This is a genomic window from Stenotrophomonas sp. LST15-1-1.1 (genome assembly GCF_040815575.1).
Lineage (GTDB): Bacteria > Pseudomonadota > Gammaproteobacteria > Xanthomonadales > Xanthomonadaceae > Stenotrophomonas > Stenotrophomonas lactitubi_B.
Genome location: NZ_JBFPNJ010000032.1, coordinates 125893 through 146364 on the forward strand (window position 1 = coordinate 125893; position 20472 = coordinate 146364).

Annotated in this window: 25 protein-coding genes; 7 read left to right on the forward strand and 18 right to left on the reverse strand. The window is 67.0% G+C overall.

Annotated elements, in window-relative coordinates:
- The 5 genes from MRBLST15_RS18385 to MRBLST15_RS18405 all read right to left on the reverse strand — a co-directional run.
- Positions 1–455: hypothetical protein (locus MRBLST15_RS18385; RefSeq protein ID WP_367787249.1), on the reverse strand; the 455-nt coding region annotated here is incomplete at its 3' end.
- Between the two features lie 46 nt (positions 456–501).
- Positions 502–762, reverse strand: coding sequence for a cell division topological specificity factor MinE (gene minE / locus MRBLST15_RS18390; RefSeq protein ID WP_005408532.1), 261 nt, complete (start codon positions 760–762; stop codon positions 502–504).
- Positions 763–764: 2 nt separating this feature from the next.
- A complete protein-coding gene (gene minD, locus MRBLST15_RS18395; RefSeq protein ID WP_099819368.1) occupies positions 765–1574 on the reverse strand; it encodes a septum site-determining protein MinD in 810 nt (269 codons plus the stop codon).
- A 36-nt stretch (positions 1575–1610) separates the two neighbouring features.
- Complete coding sequence (minC, locus tag MRBLST15_RS18400; protein ID WP_265952510.1) at positions 1611–2414, reverse strand: septum site-determining protein MinC; 804 nt, start codon at positions 2412–2414, stop codon at positions 1611–1613.
- 2 nt (positions 2415–2416) lie between these two features.
- Positions 2417–3013 carry a GNAT family N-acetyltransferase gene (locus tag MRBLST15_RS18405; RefSeq protein WP_100551840.1) on the reverse strand — a complete coding sequence of 199 codons (597 nt, stop codon included), beginning with the start codon at positions 3011–3013 and terminating at the stop codon, positions 2417–2419.
- Between the two features lie 149 nt (positions 3014–3162).
- On the opposite strand from MRBLST15_RS18405, the gene MRBLST15_RS18410 reads away from it, so the two are divergent.
- From MRBLST15_RS18410 to MRBLST15_RS18425, 4 genes are all read left to right on the forward strand, one after another.
- The gene (locus tag MRBLST15_RS18410) at positions 3163–4368 is read left to right on the forward strand and encodes a sensor histidine kinase (protein ID WP_312704468.1); all 1206 of its coding nucleotides are present in this window, start codon (positions 3163–3165) and stop codon (positions 4366–4368) included.
- A complete protein-coding gene (locus tag MRBLST15_RS18415; RefSeq protein WP_025873873.1) occupies positions 4368–5009 on the forward strand; it encodes a response regulator in 642 nt (213 codons plus the stop codon). Before MRBLST15_RS18410 ends, MRBLST15_RS18415 begins: the two co-directional genes overlap by 1 nt.
- 245 nt (positions 5010–5254) lie before the next feature.
- Positions 5255–6328 (forward strand): SRPBCC family protein, encoded by a 1074-nt coding sequence (locus tag MRBLST15_RS18420; protein ID WP_099819371.1) that lies wholly within the window; start codon positions 5255–5257, stop codon positions 6326–6328.
- 104 nt (positions 6329–6432) lie between these two features.
- Complete coding sequence (locus tag MRBLST15_RS18425) at positions 6433–6804, forward strand: DUF423 domain-containing protein (protein ID WP_367787255.1); 372 nt, start codon at positions 6433–6435, stop codon at positions 6802–6804.
- A gap of 257 nt (positions 6805–7061) precedes the next feature.
- On the opposite strand, the gene MRBLST15_RS18430 is transcribed toward MRBLST15_RS18425, so the two are convergent.
- Genes MRBLST15_RS18430 through MRBLST15_RS18455 form a run of 6 tightly spaced genes read right to left on the reverse strand, consistent with a single transcriptional unit; the run spans position 7062 to position 11045 of the window.
- Entirely contained in the window at positions 7062–7871 is an 810-nt protein-coding gene (locus tag MRBLST15_RS18430; RefSeq protein ID WP_367787257.1) for a M15 family metallopeptidase, read from the reverse strand.
- 9 nt (positions 7872–7880) lie between these two features.
- Positions 7881–8474, reverse strand: a complete 594-nt coding sequence (locus tag MRBLST15_RS18435; RefSeq protein ID WP_367787259.1) for a PH domain-containing protein — start codon at positions 8472–8474, stop codon at positions 7881–7883.
- On the reverse strand, positions 8471–9760 hold the full coding sequence (locus MRBLST15_RS18440; protein WP_367787261.1) for an alpha/beta hydrolase: 1290 nt from the start codon (positions 9758–9760) through the stop codon (positions 8471–8473). The genes MRBLST15_RS18435 and MRBLST15_RS18440 overlap by 4 nt, the downstream gene beginning before the upstream one ends.
- Before the next feature lie 2 nt (positions 9761–9762).
- A complete protein-coding gene (locus MRBLST15_RS18445; protein ID WP_165376544.1) occupies positions 9763–9942 on the reverse strand; it encodes a DUF4177 domain-containing protein in 180 nt (59 codons plus the stop codon).
- Positions 9939–10118, reverse strand: coding sequence for a hypothetical protein (locus tag MRBLST15_RS18450; RefSeq protein ID WP_005412615.1), 180 nt, complete (start codon positions 10116–10118; stop codon positions 9939–9941). Before MRBLST15_RS18450 ends, MRBLST15_RS18445 begins: the two co-directional genes overlap by 4 nt.
- A gap of 45 nt (positions 10119–10163) precedes the next feature.
- On the reverse strand, positions 10164–11045 hold the full coding sequence (locus MRBLST15_RS18455) for an SPFH domain-containing protein (protein WP_099819375.1): 882 nt from the start codon (positions 11043–11045) through the stop codon (positions 10164–10166).
- A 145-nt stretch (positions 11046–11190) separates the two neighbouring features.
- Between MRBLST15_RS18455 and purT the strand changes: the two genes are divergently transcribed.
- Positions 11191–12378 (forward strand): formate-dependent phosphoribosylglycinamide formyltransferase, encoded by a 1188-nt coding sequence (purT, locus tag MRBLST15_RS18460; protein ID WP_367787264.1) that lies wholly within the window; start codon positions 11191–11193, stop codon positions 12376–12378.
- Positions 12379–12455: 77 nt separating this feature from the next.
- On the opposite strand, the gene MRBLST15_RS18465 is transcribed toward purT, so the two are convergent.
- Together MRBLST15_RS18465 and MRBLST15_RS18470 are read right to left on the reverse strand one after the other, a co-directional pair.
- Complete coding sequence (locus MRBLST15_RS18465) at positions 12456–13664, reverse strand: endonuclease/exonuclease/phosphatase family protein (RefSeq protein ID WP_108265307.1); 1209 nt, start codon at positions 13662–13664, stop codon at positions 12456–12458.
- A gap of 37 nt (positions 13665–13701) precedes the next feature.
- Positions 13702–14457: an arginyltransferase gene (locus MRBLST15_RS18470; protein WP_049467687.1), complete on the reverse strand. Its 756-nt coding sequence runs from the start codon at positions 14455–14457 to the stop codon at positions 13702–13704.
- Positions 14458–14613: 156 nt separating this feature from the next.
- On the opposite strand from MRBLST15_RS18470, the gene MRBLST15_RS18475 reads away from it, so the two are divergent.
- Entirely contained in the window at positions 14614–15177 is a 564-nt protein-coding gene (locus MRBLST15_RS18475; RefSeq protein ID WP_367787266.1) for an EF-hand domain-containing protein, read from the forward strand.
- 51 nt (positions 15178–15228) lie between these two features.
- Here the strand turns inward: MRBLST15_RS18475 and MRBLST15_RS18480 are convergent, their stop codons facing one another.
- The 4 genes from MRBLST15_RS18480 to MRBLST15_RS18495 all read right to left on the reverse strand — a co-directional run bounded on the left by MRBLST15_RS18480 (position 15229) and on the right by MRBLST15_RS18495 (position 19141).
- Complete coding sequence (locus MRBLST15_RS18480) at positions 15229–16446, reverse strand: RNA polymerase sigma factor (RefSeq protein ID WP_367787268.1); 1218 nt, start codon at positions 16444–16446, stop codon at positions 15229–15231.
- A 187-nt stretch (positions 16447–16633) separates the two neighbouring features.
- Entirely contained in the window at positions 16634–17146 is a 513-nt protein-coding gene (locus MRBLST15_RS18485) for a pathogenicity-like protein (RefSeq protein WP_265952498.1), read from the reverse strand.
- 4 nt (positions 17147–17150) lie between these two features.
- Complete coding sequence (gene tesB / locus MRBLST15_RS18490; RefSeq protein WP_380658374.1) at positions 17151–18071, reverse strand: acyl-CoA thioesterase II; 921 nt, start codon at positions 18069–18071, stop codon at positions 17151–17153.
- Between the two features lie 293 nt (positions 18072–18364).
- On the reverse strand, positions 18365–19141 hold the full coding sequence (locus MRBLST15_RS18495) for an enoyl-CoA hydratase/isomerase family protein (protein WP_099821022.1): 777 nt from the start codon (positions 19139–19141) through the stop codon (positions 18365–18367).
- A gap of 35 nt (positions 19142–19176) precedes the next feature.
- On the opposite strand from MRBLST15_RS18495, the gene MRBLST15_RS18500 reads away from it, so the two are divergent.
- A complete protein-coding gene (locus tag MRBLST15_RS18500) occupies positions 19177–19623 on the forward strand; it encodes a copper chaperone PCu(A)C (protein ID WP_265951255.1) in 447 nt (148 codons plus the stop codon).
- 52 nt (positions 19624–19675) lie between these two features.
- Here MRBLST15_RS18500 and MRBLST15_RS18505 read toward each other — a convergent pair whose 3' ends face one another.
- Positions 19676–20401: an enolase gene (locus MRBLST15_RS18505; RefSeq protein WP_265951256.1), complete on the reverse strand. Its 726-nt coding sequence runs from the start codon at positions 20399–20401 to the stop codon at positions 19676–19678.
- Positions 20402–20472: the final 71 nt, after the last annotated feature.

A 20472-nucleotide genomic window follows, 5' to 3' on the forward strand; every position in this document is an offset into this window, starting at 1 on the left:
ATCAGCCACGCCTTCGCGTCTTCCGCATCCTGCTCGAACCACGCCTTCGTCGACCCCAACCGATACGTATACCCCCACGCATCCATGTCGGCCATCAGCCGTTCGCTGCCGACGCCGGGCAGGTGCCCGGCCAGCACGATCTGCAGGTAGCAGGTGGCGTCTTCTTCCGGAACCGAATCGGTGGCGTCGGTATGCACCTGCGCGCGCCGCTCCGGCGGCAGCACGATCAGGTGGCAGGCCTCGTGCAGCATCGAGTGCACCGGCGTGTCATCGCGCACGTATACGTCGCTGGCGATGATGCCGGCCTCGGGCTCGCCCCAGTAACTGCCCGGGATCGGCTCGCCGCCCGCAACGTGGTGCAGGCGCAGCTCATGTGCAGCGAGCAGGCGCTGTGCATCGGCGAAGGCGATGTCGCCGACGCGGGTAACGTTCGGTTCGGGTGTGGTTTCAGTCATGCGGGTCAGGCAGCCCCGCCCATGCTGGCACGGGCGGGGCAGGGGCTCAGGGTTTGTCCGGGCCTTCAGGCAGCGCCACGGAGATGTCCAGCACGTCGTGCTGGCCATCCTTGACCAGGTCCACCTTCACTGCATCGACGTCGATGTTGACGTACTTCTTGATCACTTCCAGCAGCTCGCGCTGCAGCAGTGGCAGGTAGTCGGGACCGCCACGGTGGCTGCGCTCCTGCGCGATGATGATCTGCAGGCGGTTCTTGGCGGTTTCGGCGGTGGTCTTCTTCGCTTTGAGGAAATCAAACAGGCCCATGCTTACCCTCCGAACAGCTTGCTGAAGAAGCCCTTCTTCTCGACGTTGGTGAAGCGCATCGGGCGTTCTTCGCCGAGGATGCGTGCGACGGCGTCGTCATAGGCCTGGCCGGCAGCGGATTCGCCGTCCAGGATGACCGGCTCGCCCTTGTTGGAGGCATTGAGCACGTCGCCCGATTCGGGGATCACGCCGATCGCCTTCAGGCCAAGGACCTCCTCGACGTCGGCGATGCTGAGCATCTCGCCGCTTTCCACGCGCACCGGGGTGTAGCGGGTCAGCAGCAGGAAGGCCGGCACGTCCTGGCCGGATTCGGCCTTGTGGGTCTTCGAGTCGAGCAGGCCGATGATGCGGTCCGAGTCGCGTACCGAGGACACTTCCGGGTTCACCACCACCACCGCACGGTCGGCGAAGTACATCGCCAGGAAGGCGCCCTTCTCGATGCCGGCCGGGGAGTCGCAGATGATGTAGTCGAAGCCGTCGGCGGCCAGGTCCTTCAGGACCTTGCCCACGCCTTCCTGGGTCAGCGCATCCTTGTCGCGGGTCTGCGAGGCAGCCAGCACGAACAGGTTGTCGAAGCGCTTGTCCTTGATCAGGGCCTGCTTGAGGGTGGCTTCGCCGTGCACGACATTGACGAAGTCGTACACCACGCGGCGTTCGCAGCCCATGATCAGGTCGAGGTTGCGCAGGCCGACGTCGAAGTCGATCACCGCCACCTTCTTGCCACGCTTTGCCAGGCCGCAGGCAAGGCTGGCGCTGGAAGTGGTCTTGCCGACGCCGCCTTTGCCGGAGGTGACTACGATGATTTCAGCCAAAGGACTTCTCCTGATGATTCTGTTTGAGGTGCTGCGTCAGTCCAGCGCAGCGATCTTGATCTGGTCCTGTTCCAGCCACACCTGCACGGCCTTGCCGCGCAGGGTTTCCGGTACATCGTCCAGCACCTTGTAATGGCCTGCAATGGCGACCAGTTCCGCATGGAAATCACGGCAGAAAATGCGTGCCGCGGTGTTGCCCTGGGCCCCTGCCAGCGCACGGCCGCGCAGGGTTCCGTAGATATGGATGCTGCCATCGGCGATGACCTCGGCGCCGGCGCCGACGGTGGCCATCACGGTCAGGTCGCAGTTTTCCGCATACAGCTGCTGACCCGAACGCACATTGCCCAGCTGCATGCGGCCAGGCTGTGGCGCGGCCGTATCAGCGGCCTTGCCCATCGGCGTGGCCGGTGCCGGTGCTGGTGCGGCCTTCGCCTCGGCGCGCGCGGCACGGCGCGGTTCCGGTGCGGGTGCCGGCGGCGGGGCAGGCTCTGCTTCGGCGCGCTCGTACTGGGCGCGGAACTTGGCCAGCAGCGGCAGGCCGAGCTGCTGCGACAGCAGGTCGACCGCGCTGGTGCCATAGGCCAGCGCCACCGGCAGTACACCGGCACTGCGCAGGCCATCCACCAGCGCCTGTGCCGTCGCCACGTCGGGCACCTGGCTGAGGCCGCCGAAGTCCAGGATCACCGCCGCCCGGCCGAACAGCTTCGGCGCGCGGCTCACCCGCTCCTGCATTTCCTGCACGAGGCGTTCAACATCGAGCGTGCGGATGCGCAGGTTGGCGATGCCCACCTGGCCGATCTTCAGTTCACCGGCCTGTTCGTAATCGAAATTCACCGCCACGCTCAAGTCCCCGTCGACCGCTGTGCCTGCGCCGGCAGCTGCCGGTCGCGTGCCCACGCCACATCGGGCAGCTTGCCGCCGTAGGTTTCGTTCACCCACGGGAAGCTGCACAGTTCCTTGGCCAGCATGCTGGCCCGCACGTCCACCTGCGGCATGGTGTTCTGGCCCAGCTCGCGGAAGCCGAAGCTGCCGTGGAAGAGCAGGGCGGCATCGGCGCCGTGGTCGAGGAACACCTCGCAGGTCATCTGCGGGTAGCGCAGCTCGGCGAAGCTCTGCGCATCGGCGTAGAACGCACGGCCGACGCCACCACCGCGACGGCGGCTGGCGACCACGATGCGGTCGATATAGAAGAAGGGGGTGTTCAGCTGCTGCTTGAACCAGGCGAAATTGCTGCTGTCGTGCTGGCTGTCGCTGCCGAAGCCGATCAAAAAGCCGGCCAGGTTGCCGTCGCGCTCGGCGACGCGGAAATACTCAGCGGTTGCATAGAACAGGCGCAGGCGCTCGGCATCCAGGGGAAGGATGGCCAGGCCAGCATTGTTGTTCAAAGCCAGGACGGAATCGAGCTCGTGCTCGCGCACGTCGCGGATGACAATCGACATTGTGACTCCGTGGGGTAACGCGGTTGGTCCATTACAAGACCCTGCGCACGATTATTGCATGCCCGGGGTGGGCTGCGGCATGAACAGGGGGCCGCGCCGAACATGACTTTATGCCCTTGGGCCCTGACGCGCACAGGCTACGATGGGCCATGCTGGCCCGACTCAACCACAATGCGATGCTGCGCTACTCCGGGTTGTTCACCTGGGGCACCGTCGGCCTTTGGCTTGCGATCTACCTGATCGACCCGGTGTCGTTGACGCTGGAGAGCCTGGACGGCGAGGCCGGCTTCCGGATCATTCCCTGGGCCTCGGCCTACCTTGCCTTCGGCTTCGTGTACTGGGTGCTGACCCGCTCGCTGGGCGAAAGCCGGCCCGGCTTCTTCGACCATGCCGCGCTGATCCTGCTGACGGGCTGCGCGATCGGCGTGAGTTATTTCTCCGGCACCGCGCTGGGCAGCATCCTGCTGATGGTGGTGGCCGGCCTGCTGCCGTGGCTGCTGGGCCCGCGCATCGGCGTGGTGTGGCTGGTGGCCAGCAACCTGGCCGTGCTGCCGGTCTACATCCAGCCACTGGGTTTCCCGCCGGTCATCGCGGTGCTGCAGGCCGTCGGCTACATGGGTTTCTCCAGCTTCGTGTTCGTGATCGCGCTGGTGGCCCGCCGCCAGGCCGAGGCGCGCGAGGAGCAGCGCCGGCTCAATGCCGAACTGCGCGCCACCCGTGCGCTGCTGGCCGAAAGCGCGCGGGTGAACGAGCGCACCCGCATTTCGCGCGAACTGCATGACCTGCTGGGTCATCAGCTGACCGCGTTGACCCTGAACCTGGAAGTGGCCGGCCACCTGGCCGAGGGCCAGGCGCTGGAGCACGTGAAGCGCTCCCATGCCCTGGCCAAGCTGCTGCTGGGCAACGTGCGCGAGGTGGTCAGCCAGCTGCGCGAGACCGGTGCCATCGACCTGGCCGCTGCCCTGCGCCCGCTGACCGAGCACGTGCCTTCGCTGGACATCCAGCTGGAGATCGAGGAGCCGCTGAACGTGGAAGACCCGCAGCGGGCCCACGTGCTGCTGCGCTGTACCCAGGAGATCATCACCAACACGGTGCGCCATGCCGGCGCCCGCCACCTGTGGCTGCGGGTGTACCGTGAGGTCCCGGACCTGGTGGTGGTGGAGGCCCGCGACGACGGTGTCGGGGCGGAAACGGTCAATGTGGGCAATGGTTTGCGCGGCATGCGCGAACGCCTGCAACAATGTGGAGGCCAGCTGCAGGTGGAGACCCGCCCCGGCGAAGGCTTCCGGCTGCGGGCGACGGTACCGGCAACGGTGCTGGCGGCCCTTACCCAGGTTCCTGAAGGAGTGCGTTGATGATTCGCGTCTGCCTGGTCGACGACCAAACCCTGGTGCGGCAGGGGATCCGCTCGCTGCTGGCGCTCGATGACGGCATCGAAGTGGTGGCCGAGGCCGCCGATGGCCGCCAGGCGGTCGAGCTGATCCCGCAGATCCGTCCGGACGTGGTCCTGATGGACATGCGCATGCCGGTGATGTCCGGTCTGGAGGCGCTGCAGGTGCTGTCACGGCAGGAACAGCTGCCGCCGACCATCATCCTGACCACCTTCGACGATGACCAGCTGGTGCTGGCCGGGCTCAAGGCCGGTGCCAAGGGCTACCTGCTCAAGGATGTGACCCTGGCGCAGTTGGTCGGGGCGATCCGCACGGTGGCCGATGGCGGCTCGCTGGTGCAGCCGGCGGTGACCCAGCGCCTGCTGTCCGGGCTGGAGCACATGCGCAACGATTTCGTCAGCCTGGACCGTCCCGACCCGCTGACCGACCGTGAGACCGAGATCCTGCGGCTGATGGCCAGCGGTTTCTCCAACAAGGAGATCGCCAATTCGCTGGGGGTCGCCGAGGGCACGATCAAGAACCATGTGTCCAACATCCTCTCCAAACTGGGCGTGCGCGACCGTACGCGTGCGGTCCTGAAAGCGTTTGAACTCCAGTTGGTGTGAGGAAAATCCTTTAGCGACAACGACTTGGCGTGCAGTTCAGGCCCGGATTCAGGGCGGCCCCCTGTTTGCCCCCTACTTGCCGGGTACGCGGATGCGTTACCCTTCGAATTCTTTGTGCATACAAATGCGCCGCCGGCACGGAAACCGGTGCGCCAATCCCGATAACCAATGCCCGCGAAGCCTGCTAGGATTGGCGCTTCGCTTCAATCAACCCGGCCGTGGGATCGGCCCCGGAGACTCTCTGAATGACCCGTATTATCGAGTTCCTGATCGCCTTGGGGATCGTGGCTGGCCTGTTCGTCATCATTGGCGTCTGTCTGCCGGGCGAGCGTCACATCACCGAAAGCATCGAGACCAACCGCAAGATGACGATCGTGTACGACACGGTCAGCAGTCTGCGCCGCTTCAAGGACTGGAACCCGCTGGTACTGCGCGATCCCGCCGTTGAACTGAAGCTGTCCGGCCCGGCCTCCGGCGTCGGTGCCACTCTCGACTTCACCTCCAAGGACCTGGGCACCGGTTCCTGGAAGGTGACCGAAGCCGAAGAGAACAAGCGTGTTGTGATCGCCGTCGACGATGCCTCCAAGGGTCACGACAAGGTCACCACCTTCACCCTGGAGCCGACCGGCAAGGGCGGTCGCAACGTCAAGATCACCCAGGACTACTCGGTGAAGTACGGCTTCGACCTGTTCGGCCGCTACGCAGGCCTGTATGTCAGCCGCCAGATCGGCGATGACATCAAGATGGGTCTGTCGCGCATGGCGAACATGCTGGCCACCGTGCCGAATGTCGACTACCGCACTTCCGAGGCGCCGCTGACCGATCTGGGCATCGTCGATGTCCCGGCCGAAGACCTGCTGGTCGTCACCGCCGGCAACGTCGACCGCGGCCAGGACTCCATCACCAAGTCCATCAAGGACAACCAGGAGTGGATCAAGCGCGTGATCGAGGCCAATGGCCTGGAAGCCGCAGGTCCGCTGCGTATCATCACCACCGATTTCGGTGCTGAGAAGTACGCCTTCGACATCGCCCAGCCGGTGAAGAAGAAGGGTGCCGAAGGCGTGCCGGCCGAACAGCTGACCGTCAAGATCGACGGTGGCGCTCCGGTCAAGTACGTCCGCGTTGCTCCGCACCGCTCGGCGCACGCGGCCTACACCGGCCACATGGCAGGTCTGGACGTCGCCCGCAGCGCCCTGCGCGCCTGGGCCGTGACTTCGGGCAACGAAGTCATCGACCGTCCGTACGAAACCTGGAAGGACGGCGTGGACAAGTCGTTCACCCCGGAAGCCACGTACGACATCTACTGGGCCGTCAAGTAAGCCTCGGCTGACCCATGTAGTGTTGGACACGAAAACGCGCCGCTTCCTGCGGCGCGTTTTTTTTCACCCCGAGCCCGGTGTCGGGCATTGCGCAAGGAGCTGTCATGTTCAATTCCGAACGACGCGCGCGTAAACCGTCGTTGCTGGCCTGCCTGGGCGCGCTGCTGGCCGCCTCCTCGATCGGTCTGTCCGCCTATGCGGCGCATGGCGTGTCCGATCCGCTGACGCAGCAGCACCTGAACATGGCGGCGTTGTACGCGTTCGCCCACGGTGCAGTGCTGGCGGCCCTGGGCCCGCGCGCGCAGGGCGCGATCGCGCATCTGGCGTTGTACGTGTTGCTGCTGGGCGTGCTGCTGTTCGCCGGCAGCCTGCTGGGCGGTGCGCTGTGGCAGTGGCCGACGCGGCTGGCGCCGGTAGGCGGCACCACGCTGATGGCCGGATGGGTACTGCTGGGCATCAACGCGTTGAGACGCTGACCGCAGCGCCCACGCATCGGTAGCGCCGGGCCATGCCCGGCTTCGAGCGCAGCGACCCGCCTTTGATTTTTTGTTTGTTCAATTCCGTGGCGAACGCACGCGGAAAAATTCCGGGACGCGGGCGGGGTGAGCTTGCGGGGGTGTAAGCCGCATGGATGCGGCGCCCAAGCCTCCAGGGATGGATTTACGGCGGCCCCCGCAAGTTCATCCCGCCCGCGGCCATGCACGGACTGCTCCAGGCCTTCGCCACGAGGGGCTCAGCCGTTGGCCGGTTTCCAGCACCAGTGCCACGGTTCGTAGACGATCCCATGCGGGTTGTCGCGCGGATAGCTCAGATGGAACCCGTGCGCTCCGGCATTGGCCTGCAGCCAAGCAAACGCGGCCGTCGCCTCAAAGGTCTCTTCTGCCGGCGCATCACCCGGTGTGCCGATGTCCAGTGCGTGACCACTGTGGTGTTCGCTGAAACCGGGGGCGGCATTGACCTTCAGGATGTCCGGCACGCTCTGCCCGCGGGCCAGCTTGCGTTCGAAAATGCCCAGCTGATACGCATGGCTGCGGAAGCCGGAGATCGCGTCCAGTGCAATGCCATCCCGCGCGGCATGCAGGCGCATCCGTCGCCAACCCTGCGCGGCGCCGCGACGCAGCCACAACGGGCGCGCGAAGCGGTCACGTCCGGCGAAGTGCAGCAGGCAGGGCTCTGCCTCCAGTGCCAGCCCGCTGTCCTGCGCATAGCGCTTTGCATCCAGGCCCAGCTGTTGCAGGCGCTGCTGCAGGCCGGCCAGTGGCAGCCACTGCACTTCCAGTGCAGTGCCGAACGGCCGTGATCGCGCGCCATCCAGCAACGCCAGCGCTTCCTCCACGCCCGGTTCGCGCGGCAGGCGCGGCACCAGCGAGTGCACGCCGTGCGCCAGTATCGCCGCCAGGTAGCGGCCATCTTGCTTGCGCCGCAATACCCATTGCGCACGCGCCAGCAGGCGGGCGTCGAGATTGCTGCGCGCGCGCAGCAGCGGCGCTGGCCACAGTTCGACGGTCTCGGTGTTGATCAACAGTGGAGTGGTGCGGTGCATCGACCCAGCTTACTGCCGTGGCGCCGTGGCGGCCACCTTGCGCAGCGCCTCCAGCAGGGCCTGCGGGCGCTCCAGGCTGAGCAGCAGGGTACTGCCGCCGCGCACCGGAATCACCAGCGTGCGCGCGCGGTCGGTGACCAGGGCAAAGCCCTTGCCGCCGCCCTGCAGGCGGAAGTGCCCGGAGTAGAAGCCGGGCATGCTGTAGCCGTTGGTCTTGAAGCGGATGCCGTAGCGGCGATCACGGCCGAGGTCGACCACCTCGGCCTGGTCCAGCAGCAGGTCGGCCACCGGGGTGCGGCGGCGGTACAGCGTCGAACGCACGTCCAGTACGTTGCCGGCCAGTTCAACCCGGCGGCGGAAGAACGCCCAGCTCAGGCCGACGCCCATCAGCACGATCACCGCGAGGCTCCACGCCGCGCTGCCACCCATCAGGAAGAACGGGGGCGACAGCGTGACCTCCATCCAGGGAGCGTCGGTGCGGCTGTCGTGCAGCTGCGACCAGATGCCGATGCCCAATACCGCCAGCAGGGGCAGCAGCACCCACAGCACCCGCAGCGAGGAGCTTTCGGCGACGTCGAACGGGCGTGCATCACTGCCGCTCATCGTTGCGACTCCACCCAACGCGCGACGTCATCGATCAGCTGCCCATCGACGTGGCCCGGCTGCGCGTATTCCTTCAATGAACTGGAGCCGCTGCCGGCGATGCCGATGTGGTTGAGGGCAGGGTAGGCCTTCCATTGCACATCCTTGCGTCCGGCCAGGGCTGTTTTCCACAGTGCCCAATCCGTTTCCGGTACCTGGAAGTCGCGGCCGCCGTGCAGCATCAGCAGTGGTTTTTTCAATGCCACCGCATCGCCACGAGCGTTCACTGCTTCGATGCTTTTCCAGAACGCCTGCGGCACACCCAGCGGCAGTTCGCTGGCGGGCATGGGCTTGTCGCTGCGGGCCGCGGCGATCTGTGCGGCCAGCTTGTCCAGGAAGGCTTGTTCCGGCGCACTGATCGAGCCGTCCAGCGACAGCAGGTAGCGGTTCTGCTCCGGCAGCAGCTCAAGCAACGTGCGCGCCGGCGCGGCCCACAGGATCGCGCCGCGCGCCTGTGGCCAGCGGCTGGCGATGCGCGGGGCCAGCATGCCGCCCTGGCTGTGGCCGAGCACGAAGATCCGCTTGCCGTCGATGCGTGGGTCCGCCGCCAACGCGCTCAGCGCGGCGACGGCGTCGTCGGTGGTCTCGTCATCAACGTTGAAGCTGCCGCTCTGGAAGTCCTGGGGACGGGCATGGGTGCGCTTGTCGTAGCGCAGCACTGCGATGCCCTGTGCGGCCAGGCCGCGGGCAATGTCCAGGAACGGGCGGTTGCCACCGATGGTTTCGTCGCGATCCTGCGGGCCGGAGCCGTGCACCAGCACTACGGCCGGGAACGGTCCTTTGCCCTTGGGCAGGGACAGCGTGCCGGGCAGTGCGCCGCGCGCCTGCGGCACGCTGAAATCGGCTTCGCTGTAGTTCGCGTCGGCCGGCGGCGGCGGTGCCTTGGCGGCCGTGGCCGGGCGCAGCAGCAGACCCGCGACTTTGTCCTGCGCGTTCACCGCCACCTGCGCGATCACCGCGCCAGCGGCAAACTGCAGGGGTACTTCCACCAGGTGCAGGCCCTGCTGCTCGCTGCTGTGCGCCGGCCCGCGCTGCTTCAGTTCACCGAGCGATTGCCACAGGCCCTGCAGCTTGTCGGCAGGCACGGCCGCGGCCATCTGCGGGGTCAGCATGGCTTCGGCATCGGCGATCCGCCCCGCCTGCAGGTGATCGAGCAGGCGTGCTGCGACCTGCTGTGGTTCACCAGCGGCTGCACTGGCGGACAACAGGGCGAGGGAAACAGCCAGCAACGAACGGCGTGCGCTCATGGTCACAGCTCCTTCTTGAAGACCAGCAGGGCCGGACGCATCGGCGCCGGAACGATGATGTTGACCAGTTCCCAGCCGAGCTGGCCCTGGCGGCTGAGTTCGGCCTGGATGTCGTCAGCTTTCTGCAGGCCCATCATGGTGGTCTTGACCTCGACGGTCAGGTAGCTCCAGCGCTTGCTCATTCCTTGTCCTCCGGCGATGGCTTGGGTTTCGGCAGGCGTCCTGCCTTGCGCAGTGCGTCGCGCAGCACATATTCGATCTGCGCATTGAGGCTGCGCAGTTCATCGTCCGCCCAGCGCTGTGCGGCCGCCAGGACCTCGGCGTTGATGCGCAGCGGATAGGCTTTTTTCTCGCTCATGCAGACTCCTGGCGGGGCGGTGGGGCGCCCCGTTGCGAGGGTGGCTCAGTACAGCGAGCCGGTGTTGACGACCGGCTGCGTGCCGCGGTCCGAGCACAGCACGGTCAACAGGTTGCTGACCATGTGCGCCTTGCGCTCCTCATCCAGTTGCACCACGCCGTTCTTCTGCAGTTCGGCCAGCGCCATCTCGACCATGCCGACCGCACCGGCAACGATGCGCGTGCGTGCGGCGATGACCGCGTTTGCCTGTTGACGCTGCAGCATCGCCTGGGCAATTTCAGCGGCGTAGGCGAGGTGACTGATACGCGCATCGATCACCTGTACGCCGGCATCGGCGAGGCGCTCGGCCAGTTCGTTCTTCAGGTGCTGGGAGATCTCGCTGGCGTGGCTGCGCAGTGCCAGCTGGCCGTCCTCGTGCTGGTCGTAGGGATAGCTGGTGGCCATCGCGCGCAGCGCCGATTCGGACTGGATGTGCACGAAGCTCTCGTAGTCGTCCACGTTGTAGACCGCTTCGGAGGCGTCGACCACCTGCCAGACGATCACCGCGGCGATTTCGATCGGGCTGCCGTCCAGCTCGTTGACCTTCAGCTTGCCGCTCTCGAAATTACGCACGCGCTGGCTCACGCGGCGCTTGCTGAAGAAGGGATTGTTCCAGCGCAGGCCGTTGTCCTTGACGGTGCCCACGTACTTGCCGAACAGGCTGACCACCGCCGCCTGGTTGGGCTGCACGGTGTACAGGCCGGCCAGTGCAACCAGGGCCAGCGCGCCGATCAGCAGGCCAGCCAGGAGCAGCAGCACATTGGGCGAGCCGGTGCTGGCCTTCGCCGCGACCCCGGCCACGAACAGGGCGCCGCCGGCGAGGGCCACGACCAGGGACCCGGCGAGCGCGCCCAGGCCGTTGAGGGAGGACAGCGACTTCTCTTTCATGGCGGTACGTCCTTGAGGATTCGAAATGAAGATATCAAAGTGATATCACATTCGGGCTACCGTTCGTCGGCTGGGCTTCCTCAAGCGCCGCGGCTGGACCGGATAGAATGCCCACCCGCCTTCACATTGCTGCTGGAACCCCGCCATGGCCAAGCTTGGAACCCCGCTGTCCCCCTCCGCCACCCGCGTGCTGCTGCTGGGCTCGGGCGAACTTGGCAAGGAGGTGGCCATCGAGCTGCAGCGGTTGGGCGTGGAAGTGATTGCCGCCGACCGTTACGCCGATGCCCCGGCCATGCAGGTGGCACACCGCTCGCACGTGATCGACATGCTGGATGCGATGGCCCTGCGCCAGTTGATCGCTCAGGAGCAGCCGCACCTGGTGGTGCCGGAGATCGAGGCGATCCATACCGAGACCCTGGTGCAGCTGGAACAGGAGCAGGGCCTGCGGGTGATTCCGACTGCGCGCGCGGCGCGCCTGACCATGGACCGTGAGGGCATCCGCCGTCTGGCCGCCGAGACCCTGGGCCTGCCGACCTCGCCATACCGGTTTGTCGATACCGAGGCCGAGTACCGCGACGCCGTGGCCGCGATCGGCCTGCCGTGCGTGGTCAAGCCGGTGATGTCGTCCTCGGGCAAGGGCCAGAGCACGCTGCGCAGCGAGGCGGACATCGCCCCGGCCTGGGAGTACGCGCAGACCGGCGGCCGTGCCGGTGCCGGGCGCTGCATCGTCGAGGGATTCATCGACTTCGACTACGAGATCACCCTGCTGACCGTGCGCCACGCCGGTGGCACCTCGTTCTGCGCGCCGATCGGCCACCTGCAGAAGGATGGCGACTATCGCGAAAGCTGGCAGCCGCAGCCGATGTCGGACAAGGCACTGGCGCGTGCCGAGGAGATTTCGCGCGCGATCACCGATGACCTGGGTGGCTGGGGCCTGTTCGGTGTCGAGCTGTTCGTGAAGGGCGACGAGGTGTGGTTCAGCGAAGTATCGCCGCGTCCGCATGACACCGGTCTGGTGACGCTGGTATCGCAGGAACTCAGCGAGTTCGCGCTGCATGCGCGGGCCATCCTCGGCCTGCCGATCCCGCTGATCCGCCAGAGTGGCCCATCGGCCTCATGCGCGCTGCTGGCACATGGCGAGGGCGTGCCGTACTTCAACAACGTGGCCTCCGCACTGCAGGTGCCGGATACCGCCGTGCGCCTGTTCGGCAAGCCCAGCGTGCATGGCCATCGCCGTGTCGGCGTGACCCTGGCGCGTGCAGACACCATCGACGAGGCGCGTGCCATCTCGCGTGATGCCGCCGAAGCCATCGGCGTCGAACTGCGCCCGTAAATTGGTAGCGCCGGGCCATGCCCGGCGGCCACATTCCCGTGGGTACCGACCGTTGGTCGGTACCCCATCAACACCGGTTACGGCTTCACGTCCACCCATACCAGGTGGTGGTCGCTGCCGTCGGCGATCTTCGCTTCGGCACTTTCATTGGCAGGCCAGAACACGCCGCTGCCGATGTACTCGAAACCGGTCGAGGGCAGCACGTAGTCCAGACGCATGGTGCCTGACTTCGGCCCGAAATCGCCGGTGGCATGGAATGGTGCGCCCTTGCGTTCGATGCCCTTCGCCGCATAGGCCAGGCTGGTCTGCTCGGCGCCGACGCTGCGCGGGGTGGGGTAGCGCAGGACGCGGGCGTTCTCGATCAGTTCGACGATCGCCTCGTGGCGGCCATCGCCATCGACCGGATCATTGTTGAGGTCGCCAAGGATGACAAAACGCGCATCCTGGGCCAGGCCACCGCACAGGCCCTTGTCGTCGCACAGCCACGGCTTGTCACCCTTGGACAGGTATTCCTGCCACAGGCGCAGTTCGTCGTGGTTGCGCGCGGCGTTGCGCTTTTCCGGGCCGTCGAACACCGGCGGGGTCGGGTGCGAGACCAGCGCGTGCACCACGCCGGCCGGGGTCTTCACCGGCACGTCCCAATGCGACTTCGACGACAGCCGCAGCTGCGACCAGACGCTGTCGTTGTAGAAGCTCTTGCCGGTGCGCGGATCGACAGGGCGGATCGCGCCAGGCATCGCACTCCACTTCAGCAGCTGGAAGCTGCGCACCTTGGCTTCGTCGATCGGGTAACGCGACAGCACCAGCATGCCGTACTGGCCTGGGTGCAGGCCGTAGCCCCAGGCGTCGTTGCCACGGCCACGGCCTTCGCCACCGACCACGCCGTTGTTGTCCAGGTCCAGGCCGCTGGGCACGCCGGTGTTCACCGGTGCCAGGTAGCGGTAGGCGAAGTGCAGCGGCTTGCCGCCACCGGGCTGGGCCACTTCCAGGTAACGCTTCTGGAACAGGTCGGCAGCGCGATGGGCGTCGTCGAAGTCGAATTCGTTCAGCAGCACCAGGTCAGGGCGCGCCTGCTGCAGCACCGCAGCGATCTTGCGTGCGTGTTCGCTGTCGCCCTCCAGCTCGGCGATCAGGCCGCCGGCTTCGTCCGAATACAGCGAGGTGTTGTAGGTAGCCAGGCGCAGCGCTGCAGACGGTTTTTCGGTCATCGCGGGGGACGTGGCGAAGGCGGGAGCGGTGGCGCCACAGAGCAGGGCCAGGCCGAGGATCAAGGGTTTGGCGTTCATGGCCGTATTGTGCACCCGGCCCGGTGTCAGTGGTTTGTCAGCGTCCGTCCAGATCGTCATCGAAATCATGCCAGCGGCGGCCGTCGTAGGCCTCCAGCGGGCGGTAGCGTCGCTTGTAATCCATCTTCTGGTGCTCACGTATCCAGTAGCCCAGGTACAAGTGTGGCAGGCCCTCGCGGCGGGCCCACTCCAGCTGCTGCAGGATCGCGAACGTACCCAGCCCGCGCGCGGCATGGGCGGGGTCGAAGAAGGTATAGACCGCCGACAGCCCGTGCTCGGTCACATCGGTGACCGCCACGCCCAGCAGCTGGCTGGGCTGGCCGTCGTGGCCGGGCAGGCGCATTTCCATGAAACGTGTGTGCGACCAGCTGCCGATCAGGAACTGTTCGAACTCGTGCGGGCCGTGGTCGTCCATGCCGCCTTTGGCGTGACGGTGCACCAGATAGCGGTGGTACAGCTCGAACAGATCCTCACGCGGCATCGCCGCGGTGATGCGCACTTCCAGATCGGCATTGCGGGCGGCGCAGCGGCGCTGGCTGCGGTCCGGGGCGAAGCGCGCCACCGGGATGCGCACGGCGACGCAGGCGTGGCAGTTCGCGCAATGCGGGCGATAGACCAGATCACCGCTGCGGCGGAAGCCCCAGCTCAGGGCCAGCGGATACAGCCCGCCGAGGCGACGGTCCTGCGGGTCCAGCACCAGATCGCGCGCGACCCGGTCCGGCCAATACCCGCAGGGGTGCTCGCCGGTCTGGAACAGTCGCAGTTCGTCGTCTCTGTCGCCGTGTCTTGCCATGGGCACAGCATAGCTCCAGCGTGTCGCAATGGCCGCGACTGTCCGCCGGATGAATGGAACGGGCGGCTGCGTCAACCGAGGTCATGGTCAGGCGTTGTTGTCCTCCGAGGGTGAGGTGTTCACCCCGATGCCAACCCCATTCCCAGGAGTGACCCCATGATCCGTACCCCCCTGCTGCTGGCCCTGCTGCTCGGCACCTCCGCGACCGGTATCGCCTTGGCCGCCGACACCCCGACCGCTCCGGCACCGCGCCCGGCCAAGCTGGATACCAATGGCGATGGCGTCATCGACCGCAGCGAAGCGGCGGCCAACCCGCGCCTGGCCGCGAAGTTCGATGAGCTGGACAAGAACAAGGACGGCAAGCTCTCGCGTGATGAGCTGCCGCGCTGGAAGCATGGCCGCCACGGTGGCCGCGGCGGCGAGCGCTGGGCCAAGCTGGACGCGAACAAGGATGGCCGCATCAGCCGTGAGGAAGCCAAGGCCGATCCGCGCCTGGCCGAGCGTTTCGACCAGCTCGACCTTAACAAGGATGGCTACCTGGACAAGGCCGACCGCGAGCTGCGCATGAAGCAGCATCGTGACGCTTGGTTCGCCGCCGCCGATACCAACAAGGACGGCCAGCTGAGCAAGGCCGAGTTCGACGCGGCCAAGGGCCCCATGCACGGTGGCCCGCGCCATGGCGGCCCGCGTGACGGTGCCGCGCCGAAGCCGCAGCGCTGATCTTCATTGCAGTGATCGACGACAACGCCGGCGTGATGCCGGCGTTGTCCGTTACAGGCGGCCGCTGAGCGTCATCGTATAGGCCAGGGCACCGATGACCATCAGGTTCACCGCCATCATGCCGGTCAGGCCGTACATGGATTCGTACTTCCAGTTGATCCCGTGACGCCCACGCCGTGCTGCATCACGCGCGAGCAGTGGCGCCATGATGCGCCGCAGTGTCACCAGGCACTGGTAGTTGACCACGACCAGGCCCAGTGCCAGCACCAACAGCTGCGTCCACATAGGTGCCTGCAGCAGCACGGTGAACAGGATGGCCAGGCACCAGCCCAGGCTGGTGCCGGTGCTGAGATTGACGAAGCGGCGGACCTGGACCTGCTCGGCGCCGGTCTCGGCGTACGACAGCAGGAAACGGCCGCCGAGATAGCTGCCGAGCGCGCCACCGACGACGCCACCGATGATTGCGGCCCAGCTTGAAGCGGGCAGCATCTGCAGCTGGCTCAGCGTAGCGGTCAGCGAACCGAGCGCGGTACCGCCGGCAGCGCTGGCGCCACCGAGGCCGAGCTTGCTGCCACCCACGCCGACGCCGGTTCCCAGCAGGATCGCCGCGCTGGCAGTGCCGGGCGCGGCGATCATCACCATCGACACCACCGCCGTTGCGAACGCAGCACTCGGCGCGCTGCTGCGGGCGAATTCGCCGAAGCGCTGCAGCAGGCCCTCGCGCACCTGCGCACGGGCACGCGACAGGCGCTTGCGTACTGCCGCGTCGCTCAGCCCGAGCAGGTCAGCGACCTGCTGCGAATGCTGGCCCTCGCGGTAATACAGCAGGAGCACTTCGCGGCTGTCGGCGGGCAGGGCGGAGATGATGTTCTCGGCGGCGATTTCCTCTTCCAGCCGCTGCAGGCGATCGGCCACGCCCGGGGTCGGATCCGCAGCCATGGTCAACGCTACTTCGGCAGCCTCGCCGCTCAGCGGTCGGCCACGTTGCGCGCGCAGCCAGTCACGGGCGAGGTTGCGGGTGATCTGCCGCAGCCAGGGCAGGAAACTGCTCGCGCTGCGCAGCTGGTGCAGCTGTTGCCAACCCTTCACGAACGCTTCCTGCGCGATGTCCTCGCTGGCCTGGCGGTCGCCGGTGATGGCCAGGGCGATGGCGGTGACCGTGTTCTGGCAGGCCAGCACGATGCGGCCATAGGCATGCTGGCAACCGCTGCTGGCGGCCGGCAGTTCGCGGTGCAGTGTGTCGTCGATGCTGGCGGCGAAGGTCGTCATGGCGGCGGGTTCCTGCAGGGATTGTGTCCCATGACGGAGCTGCGTGCAGAATGTGACCTGCCCTTTTCCGGTAGCGCCGCGCCCCGCCCGGCGGCTGTCCTGTCGGGCATTTCGGCCGCTGATGCAGGCCGCTGCGCTCGCCGGGCATGGCCCGGCGCTACCTGCGGCTGCCGGCCAGCGGCCGGCACTACTTCGCCGGCTGGATGCGGACCCGCACTTCCTCTTCTTCCGGCGGTGCTGGCTGGGCCGGCTGCGGCTGCGGCTGCGGCTGGGCCTGCTGGGCGGGCACCGGGGCGGCGGGGGCAGGGGCGCCGCGATGGCGCAGGCCGATCACCAGCGCCACGCCGGCGATCACCACCAGCAGGGCGATGCGGATGCGCCAGGCCCAGCTGCGACCACCGGTGCTTTCCTGCACGTCATCGCGGAAGGCGAATTCGGCGGTCGGGTGATCGCGGCGGGTGGTGTCGAGCAGGCGGGCGTCGCGCAGGATTTCGCGCGCGCGCGGCTGGTCGTCCGCGCGCACGACCCATACCGCCGGGTAGGCCCCGGCATTGCCCAGGTCGGTATAGCTGAACTGGCCACGGCGACGGGTCTTGTACGAGCGCCCGTTGGTGACCTTCACCTGGATGTCGTGGCTGCGCAGCAGTTCGGCCACGCCTTCCACCGTTTCCACGCGTTGGCTGCTGAAAATCTGACGCATCGGATCAATCCTTGGCTGGCACGGCGGCCGCTGCTGCCTGGTCCGGAACCACGCGGATCAAGCCTTCCTGGGCAGTGCTGGCAACCAGCACGCCATCACGGGTGAAGAACTGGCCGCGGGCCAGGCCGCGCGAGTCCTGCGCGCTGGGGCTGTCCAGCGAGTACAGCAGCCAATCGTCGGCGCGGAACGGGCGGTGGAACCAGATCGCGTGGTCCAGCGAGGCCATCTGCACGTGCGGATGGTAGTAACTGATGCCGTGTGGGAAGGTCGCCGTGCCCAGCAGGTGGAAGTCCGACGCGTAGGCCAGCAGCGCCTGGTGCAGCTCGGGAGCATCGCCTACAGGCTCGCTCAGGCGCAGCCAGACCTGGTGGTAGGGCGGGCGCTTGGGCGGGTTCAGTTCATCGCGCGGATAGACATGGCGGAACTCGAACGGACCACCGCGCGACAGCCAGCGCTGCACCTTGATCGGCAGGCGTTCAAGCACTTCCGCCGGCAGCGGGCGGTTCGGTTCGATGTCTTCCGGTTGCGGCACTTCGGGCATCTTGTGCTGGTGCTCGGCACCGGATTCGGCCTGCTGGAAAGAGGCCGCGCAGAAGAAGATCACCTTGCCATGCTGGATCGCGGTGACCCGGCGGACCGAGAAGCTGCCGCCGTCGCGGGTGCGGTCGACGTCGTAGACGATCGGATGGTCGATGTTGCCGGCGCGCAGGAAATAGGCATGCAGCGAGTGCACATGGCGACCGTTGTCGACCGTGGCCTGGGCGGCCGCCAGGGCCTGGCCCAGCACCTGCCCGCCGAACACGTACTTGGTACCGATGTCGCGGCTCTGGCCGCGGAACAGGTTGTCCTCCAGCCGCTCCAGGGTGAGCAGATCGATCAGCTCGGAGACGACGGGTTCGGGCGTGTCGTTCAAGGGGGCGGCCACAGCGATGAAAGAGGGCCCGATTATACCGGTGCGCACGGCACCCTCCTTCCCGTTTTCCACATACCGCCACCCCTTCAGCCGAGCATGGCTCGGCTTTACGGAGGGCATGCGACCAACTGTCCGAGGCGGGGAGGCCGGGACAGGCGGGACCGCAGGCGCCATGGATGGCGCCTACGAGCCCCCAAGGAAGGGTTCACGGCGTGTCCCGCCTGTTCCGGCCTCCCCGCAATCCGCAGACGGATCCGCGGTGGCTGCTTTGGTTTCTGCGGGTGCCGGGCAGCAGCCCGGCAGCGTTACTTACCCAGCCGGGCGACCAGTGCCTGCAGCGCGTTCTGCGCATCCGGGGCGAACCAGGCCTCGACGAAGCGGTCGAGCTGGATCAGGTCCGGGTGCAGGGCATCGTGCAGTTCGGCGCGGGCGATGGCCCGGGTCAGCAGCATCGGCTGCCGCGGCTGCTTCAGCAGGTCCTGCAGCCAGGCTACCGCACGGGCCACCACCAGTTCGCCATCAACCAGTTCATCGACCAGGCCGATCTGCAGGGCCTGTTCGGCGGGTACCAGCGCGCCGGTGGCCAGCAGGACGCTGGAGCGGTGCGCGCCCACGGCACGGCGCAGCAGGCGCTGGATGCCCTCCGGCGCGATCAGGCCGACCTGCACTTCGTTCAGGCCGATGGCGTACGGGCGCGCCGGATCGGCACTGCGTGCCATCACCCGGTAGTCGCAGCACAGGGCCAGCACGCAGCCGCCAGCTGGTGCATGGCCGGTGATCGCCGCAACCACCGGGATGCGGCTCTCGGCCAGCGTGCGCACCGCGCCGAAGAAGGCGTTCCAGGTGTCCAGCAGTTTGTGCTTGTCATCGCCGTGCGAGAGCAGGTGCGGCACGTCCATGCCGCCGGTGAAGATGCGCTCGCTGCCGGACAGCACGATGCCGTGTGCGTCCTCGGCCATCGCCAGTTCGATGGCGTGGATCAGTTGCCGGCACAGCTCGGTGTCCAGGGCATTGACCGGCGGCCGCGCCAGCCGCAGTTCGCGGATGGGGCCATGGTTGATCACCTCGATGAGCGTCGTCATGCTGCGGGTCTCGTTGCGAAGAGGGGACTGAGACGATGATAACCAAACCATTCGTTGGCGTACTGTTGGTGCTGTGTGCGGCCGCAGCATCGGCTTCCGCCGCCGAGACGAAGTGCGTCACCGTCGAGCAGGGCTGGGTACGCTTGTTGCCCAACCCGAAGATGGCGATGACTGCCGGTTATGCGGTGATCCGCAACGGCTGCGCCAAGGCGGTGGCGATCACCGGTGCACGCAGTGCGACCTTCGGCGATGTGTCGCTGCACGAGACCACGCTCGTCGATGGGGTCAGCCGCATGCGTGAGGTCAGGCGCCTGCCATTGGCGCCCGGCGCGCGCGCCGTACTCAAGCCCGGTGGCCTGCACCTGATGCTGATGGACGGCTACCGCACCCTGGAGGAGGGGCAGCCTGTGTGGCTGCAGCTGCAGCTGGAAGATGGCACCGAAGTCAGCACGGCGTTGATAGCGCGCAGGGCCGCGCCGTAACGCGGCGCTCGTTCCGCCGGGCATGCCCGGCGAGCGCGCAGCGCGATGGGGCTTACGACCAGTCGTACGAGAACAGCACCGTGCGGCTTTCCGGCTCGTACAGCATCACGATTGCGTCGGCACCGGTGGCGCACCAGTTGTAGCCGGCCACTTCGGCCACGGCGAAAAATTTCCTGCCATCGCGGGTGATGATCGCGCGCTCGGCATCGTCCGGCGCATGGCGGTCGTCGGCCGCCTCGGTGAACGCCAGCGCGAAGGCGGCGGGAATCTCCGCGGTTTCAATCCAGTTGCCGGTCGAGATCTGCCCGCCCAGCACATCAAGGTAGGCCTGCTCGCCAGGCTCGCCATCGCCATAGCGCGAATAGCTGGCCAGGCGTCCATGCTGCTGGAAGTACGCGTGTGCCTTGCTGTAACTCTCGCGCATCTCCGTGATGTGCTCCAGCGCGTCCTTGTCCTGCACCAGATCGCCGATGAAGTAGCCCTCGTTGCCGAGAAAACGCATGCGGTTGTCGGCGGTCAGTTCAAAGGCGATCCAGTTGGTGCCGGTGAACGCGTTGTGGTGTTCTTCGGTGCTTTCGCCGATGCAGCCTTCATAGGGCTCGATCGGGCACAGCATCGTGGCCATGCTGCCGGCCAGTTCCGGGCGCAGCACGCCGAGGTCGATCGTCAGCAGCGGCAGCAGGTGCTGGCCAAGCCAGGCCTGGTCATCCGGGAATACGTCGGCCGGGAAGGGGACCATGCCGGGCAGCAGGTCGCGCAGTTCAGTCTGGTGGATCATGTCAGTCCTTTGATGTGGAACGGTAGCGCCGGGCCATGCCCGGCGGGCCGGTGCCGACCAAGGCCGGCATC

What these genes read in the sequence shown, in the direction of transcription:
- minE (WP_005408532.1), bottom strand. Translation starts at nt 762, where the DNA reads ATGGGCCTGTTTGATTTCCTCAAAGCGAAGAAGACCACCGCCGAAACC.
- MRBLST15_RS18405 (WP_100551840.1), bottom strand. Translation starts at nt 3,013, where the DNA reads ATGTCGATTGTCATCCGCGACGTGCGCGAGCACGAGCTCGATTCCGTC.
- MRBLST15_RS18410 (WP_312704468.1), top strand. Translation starts at nt 3,163, where the DNA reads ATGCTGGCCCGACTCAACCACAATGCGATGCTGCGCTACTCCGGGTTG.
- MRBLST15_RS18415 (WP_025873873.1), top strand. Translation starts at nt 4,368, where the DNA reads ATGATTCGCGTCTGCCTGGTCGACGACCAAACCCTGGTGCGGCAGGGG.
- MRBLST15_RS18420 (WP_099819371.1), top strand. Translation starts at nt 5,255, where the DNA reads ATGACCCGTATTATCGAGTTCCTGATCGCCTTGGGGATCGTGGCTGGC.
- MRBLST15_RS18425 (WP_367787255.1), top strand. Translation starts at nt 6,433, where the DNA reads ATGTTCAATTCCGAACGACGCGCGCGTAAACCGTCGTTGCTGGCCTGC.
- MRBLST15_RS18430 (WP_367787257.1), bottom strand. Translation starts at nt 7,871, where the DNA reads ATGCACCGCACCACTCCACTGTTGATCAACACCGAGACCGTCGAACTG.
- MRBLST15_RS18435 (WP_367787259.1), bottom strand. Translation starts at nt 8,474, where the DNA reads ATGAGCGGCAGTGATGCACGCCCGTTCGACGTCGCCGAAAGCTCCTCG.
- MRBLST15_RS18440 (WP_367787261.1), bottom strand. Translation starts at nt 9,760, where the DNA reads ATGAGCGCACGCCGTTCGTTGCTGGCTGTTTCCCTCGCCCTGTTGTCC.
- MRBLST15_RS18445 (WP_165376544.1), bottom strand. Translation starts at nt 9,942, where the DNA reads ATGAGCAAGCGCTGGAGCTACCTGACCGTCGAGGTCAAGACCACCATG.
- MRBLST15_RS18450 (WP_005412615.1), bottom strand. Translation starts at nt 10,118, where the DNA reads ATGAGCGAGAAAAAAGCCTATCCGCTGCGCATCAACGCCGAGGTCCTG.
- MRBLST15_RS18455 (WP_099819375.1), bottom strand. Translation starts at nt 11,045, where the DNA reads ATGAAAGAGAAGTCGCTGTCCTCCCTCAACGGCCTGGGCGCGCTCGCC.
- purT (WP_367787264.1), top strand. Translation starts at nt 11,191, where the DNA reads ATGGCCAAGCTTGGAACCCCGCTGTCCCCCTCCGCCACCCGCGTGCTG.
- MRBLST15_RS18465 (WP_108265307.1), bottom strand. Translation starts at nt 13,664, where the DNA reads ATGAACGCCAAACCCTTGATCCTCGGCCTGGCCCTGCTCTGTGGCGCC.
- MRBLST15_RS18470 (WP_049467687.1), bottom strand. Translation starts at nt 14,457, where the DNA reads ATGGCAAGACACGGCGACAGAGACGACGAACTGCGACTGTTCCAGACC.
- MRBLST15_RS18475 (WP_367787266.1), top strand. Translation starts at nt 14,614, where the DNA reads ATGATCCGTACCCCCCTGCTGCTGGCCCTGCTGCTCGGCACCTCCGCG.
- MRBLST15_RS18480 (WP_367787268.1), bottom strand. Translation starts at nt 16,446, where the DNA reads ATGACGACCTTCGCCGCCAGCATCGACGACACACTGCACCGCGAACTG.
- MRBLST15_RS18485 (WP_265952498.1), bottom strand. Translation starts at nt 17,146, where the DNA reads ATGCGTCAGATTTTCAGCAGCCAACGCGTGGAAACGGTGGAAGGCGTG.
- MRBLST15_RS18495 (WP_099821022.1), bottom strand. Translation starts at nt 19,141, where the DNA reads ATGACGACGCTCATCGAGGTGATCAACCATGGCCCCATCCGCGAACTG.
- MRBLST15_RS18500 (WP_265951255.1), top strand. Translation starts at nt 19,177, where the DNA reads ATGATAACCAAACCATTCGTTGGCGTACTGTTGGTGCTGTGTGCGGCC.
- MRBLST15_RS18505 (WP_265951256.1), bottom strand. Translation starts at nt 20,401, where the DNA reads ATGATCCACCAGACTGAACTGCGCGACCTGCTGCCCGGCATGGTCCCC.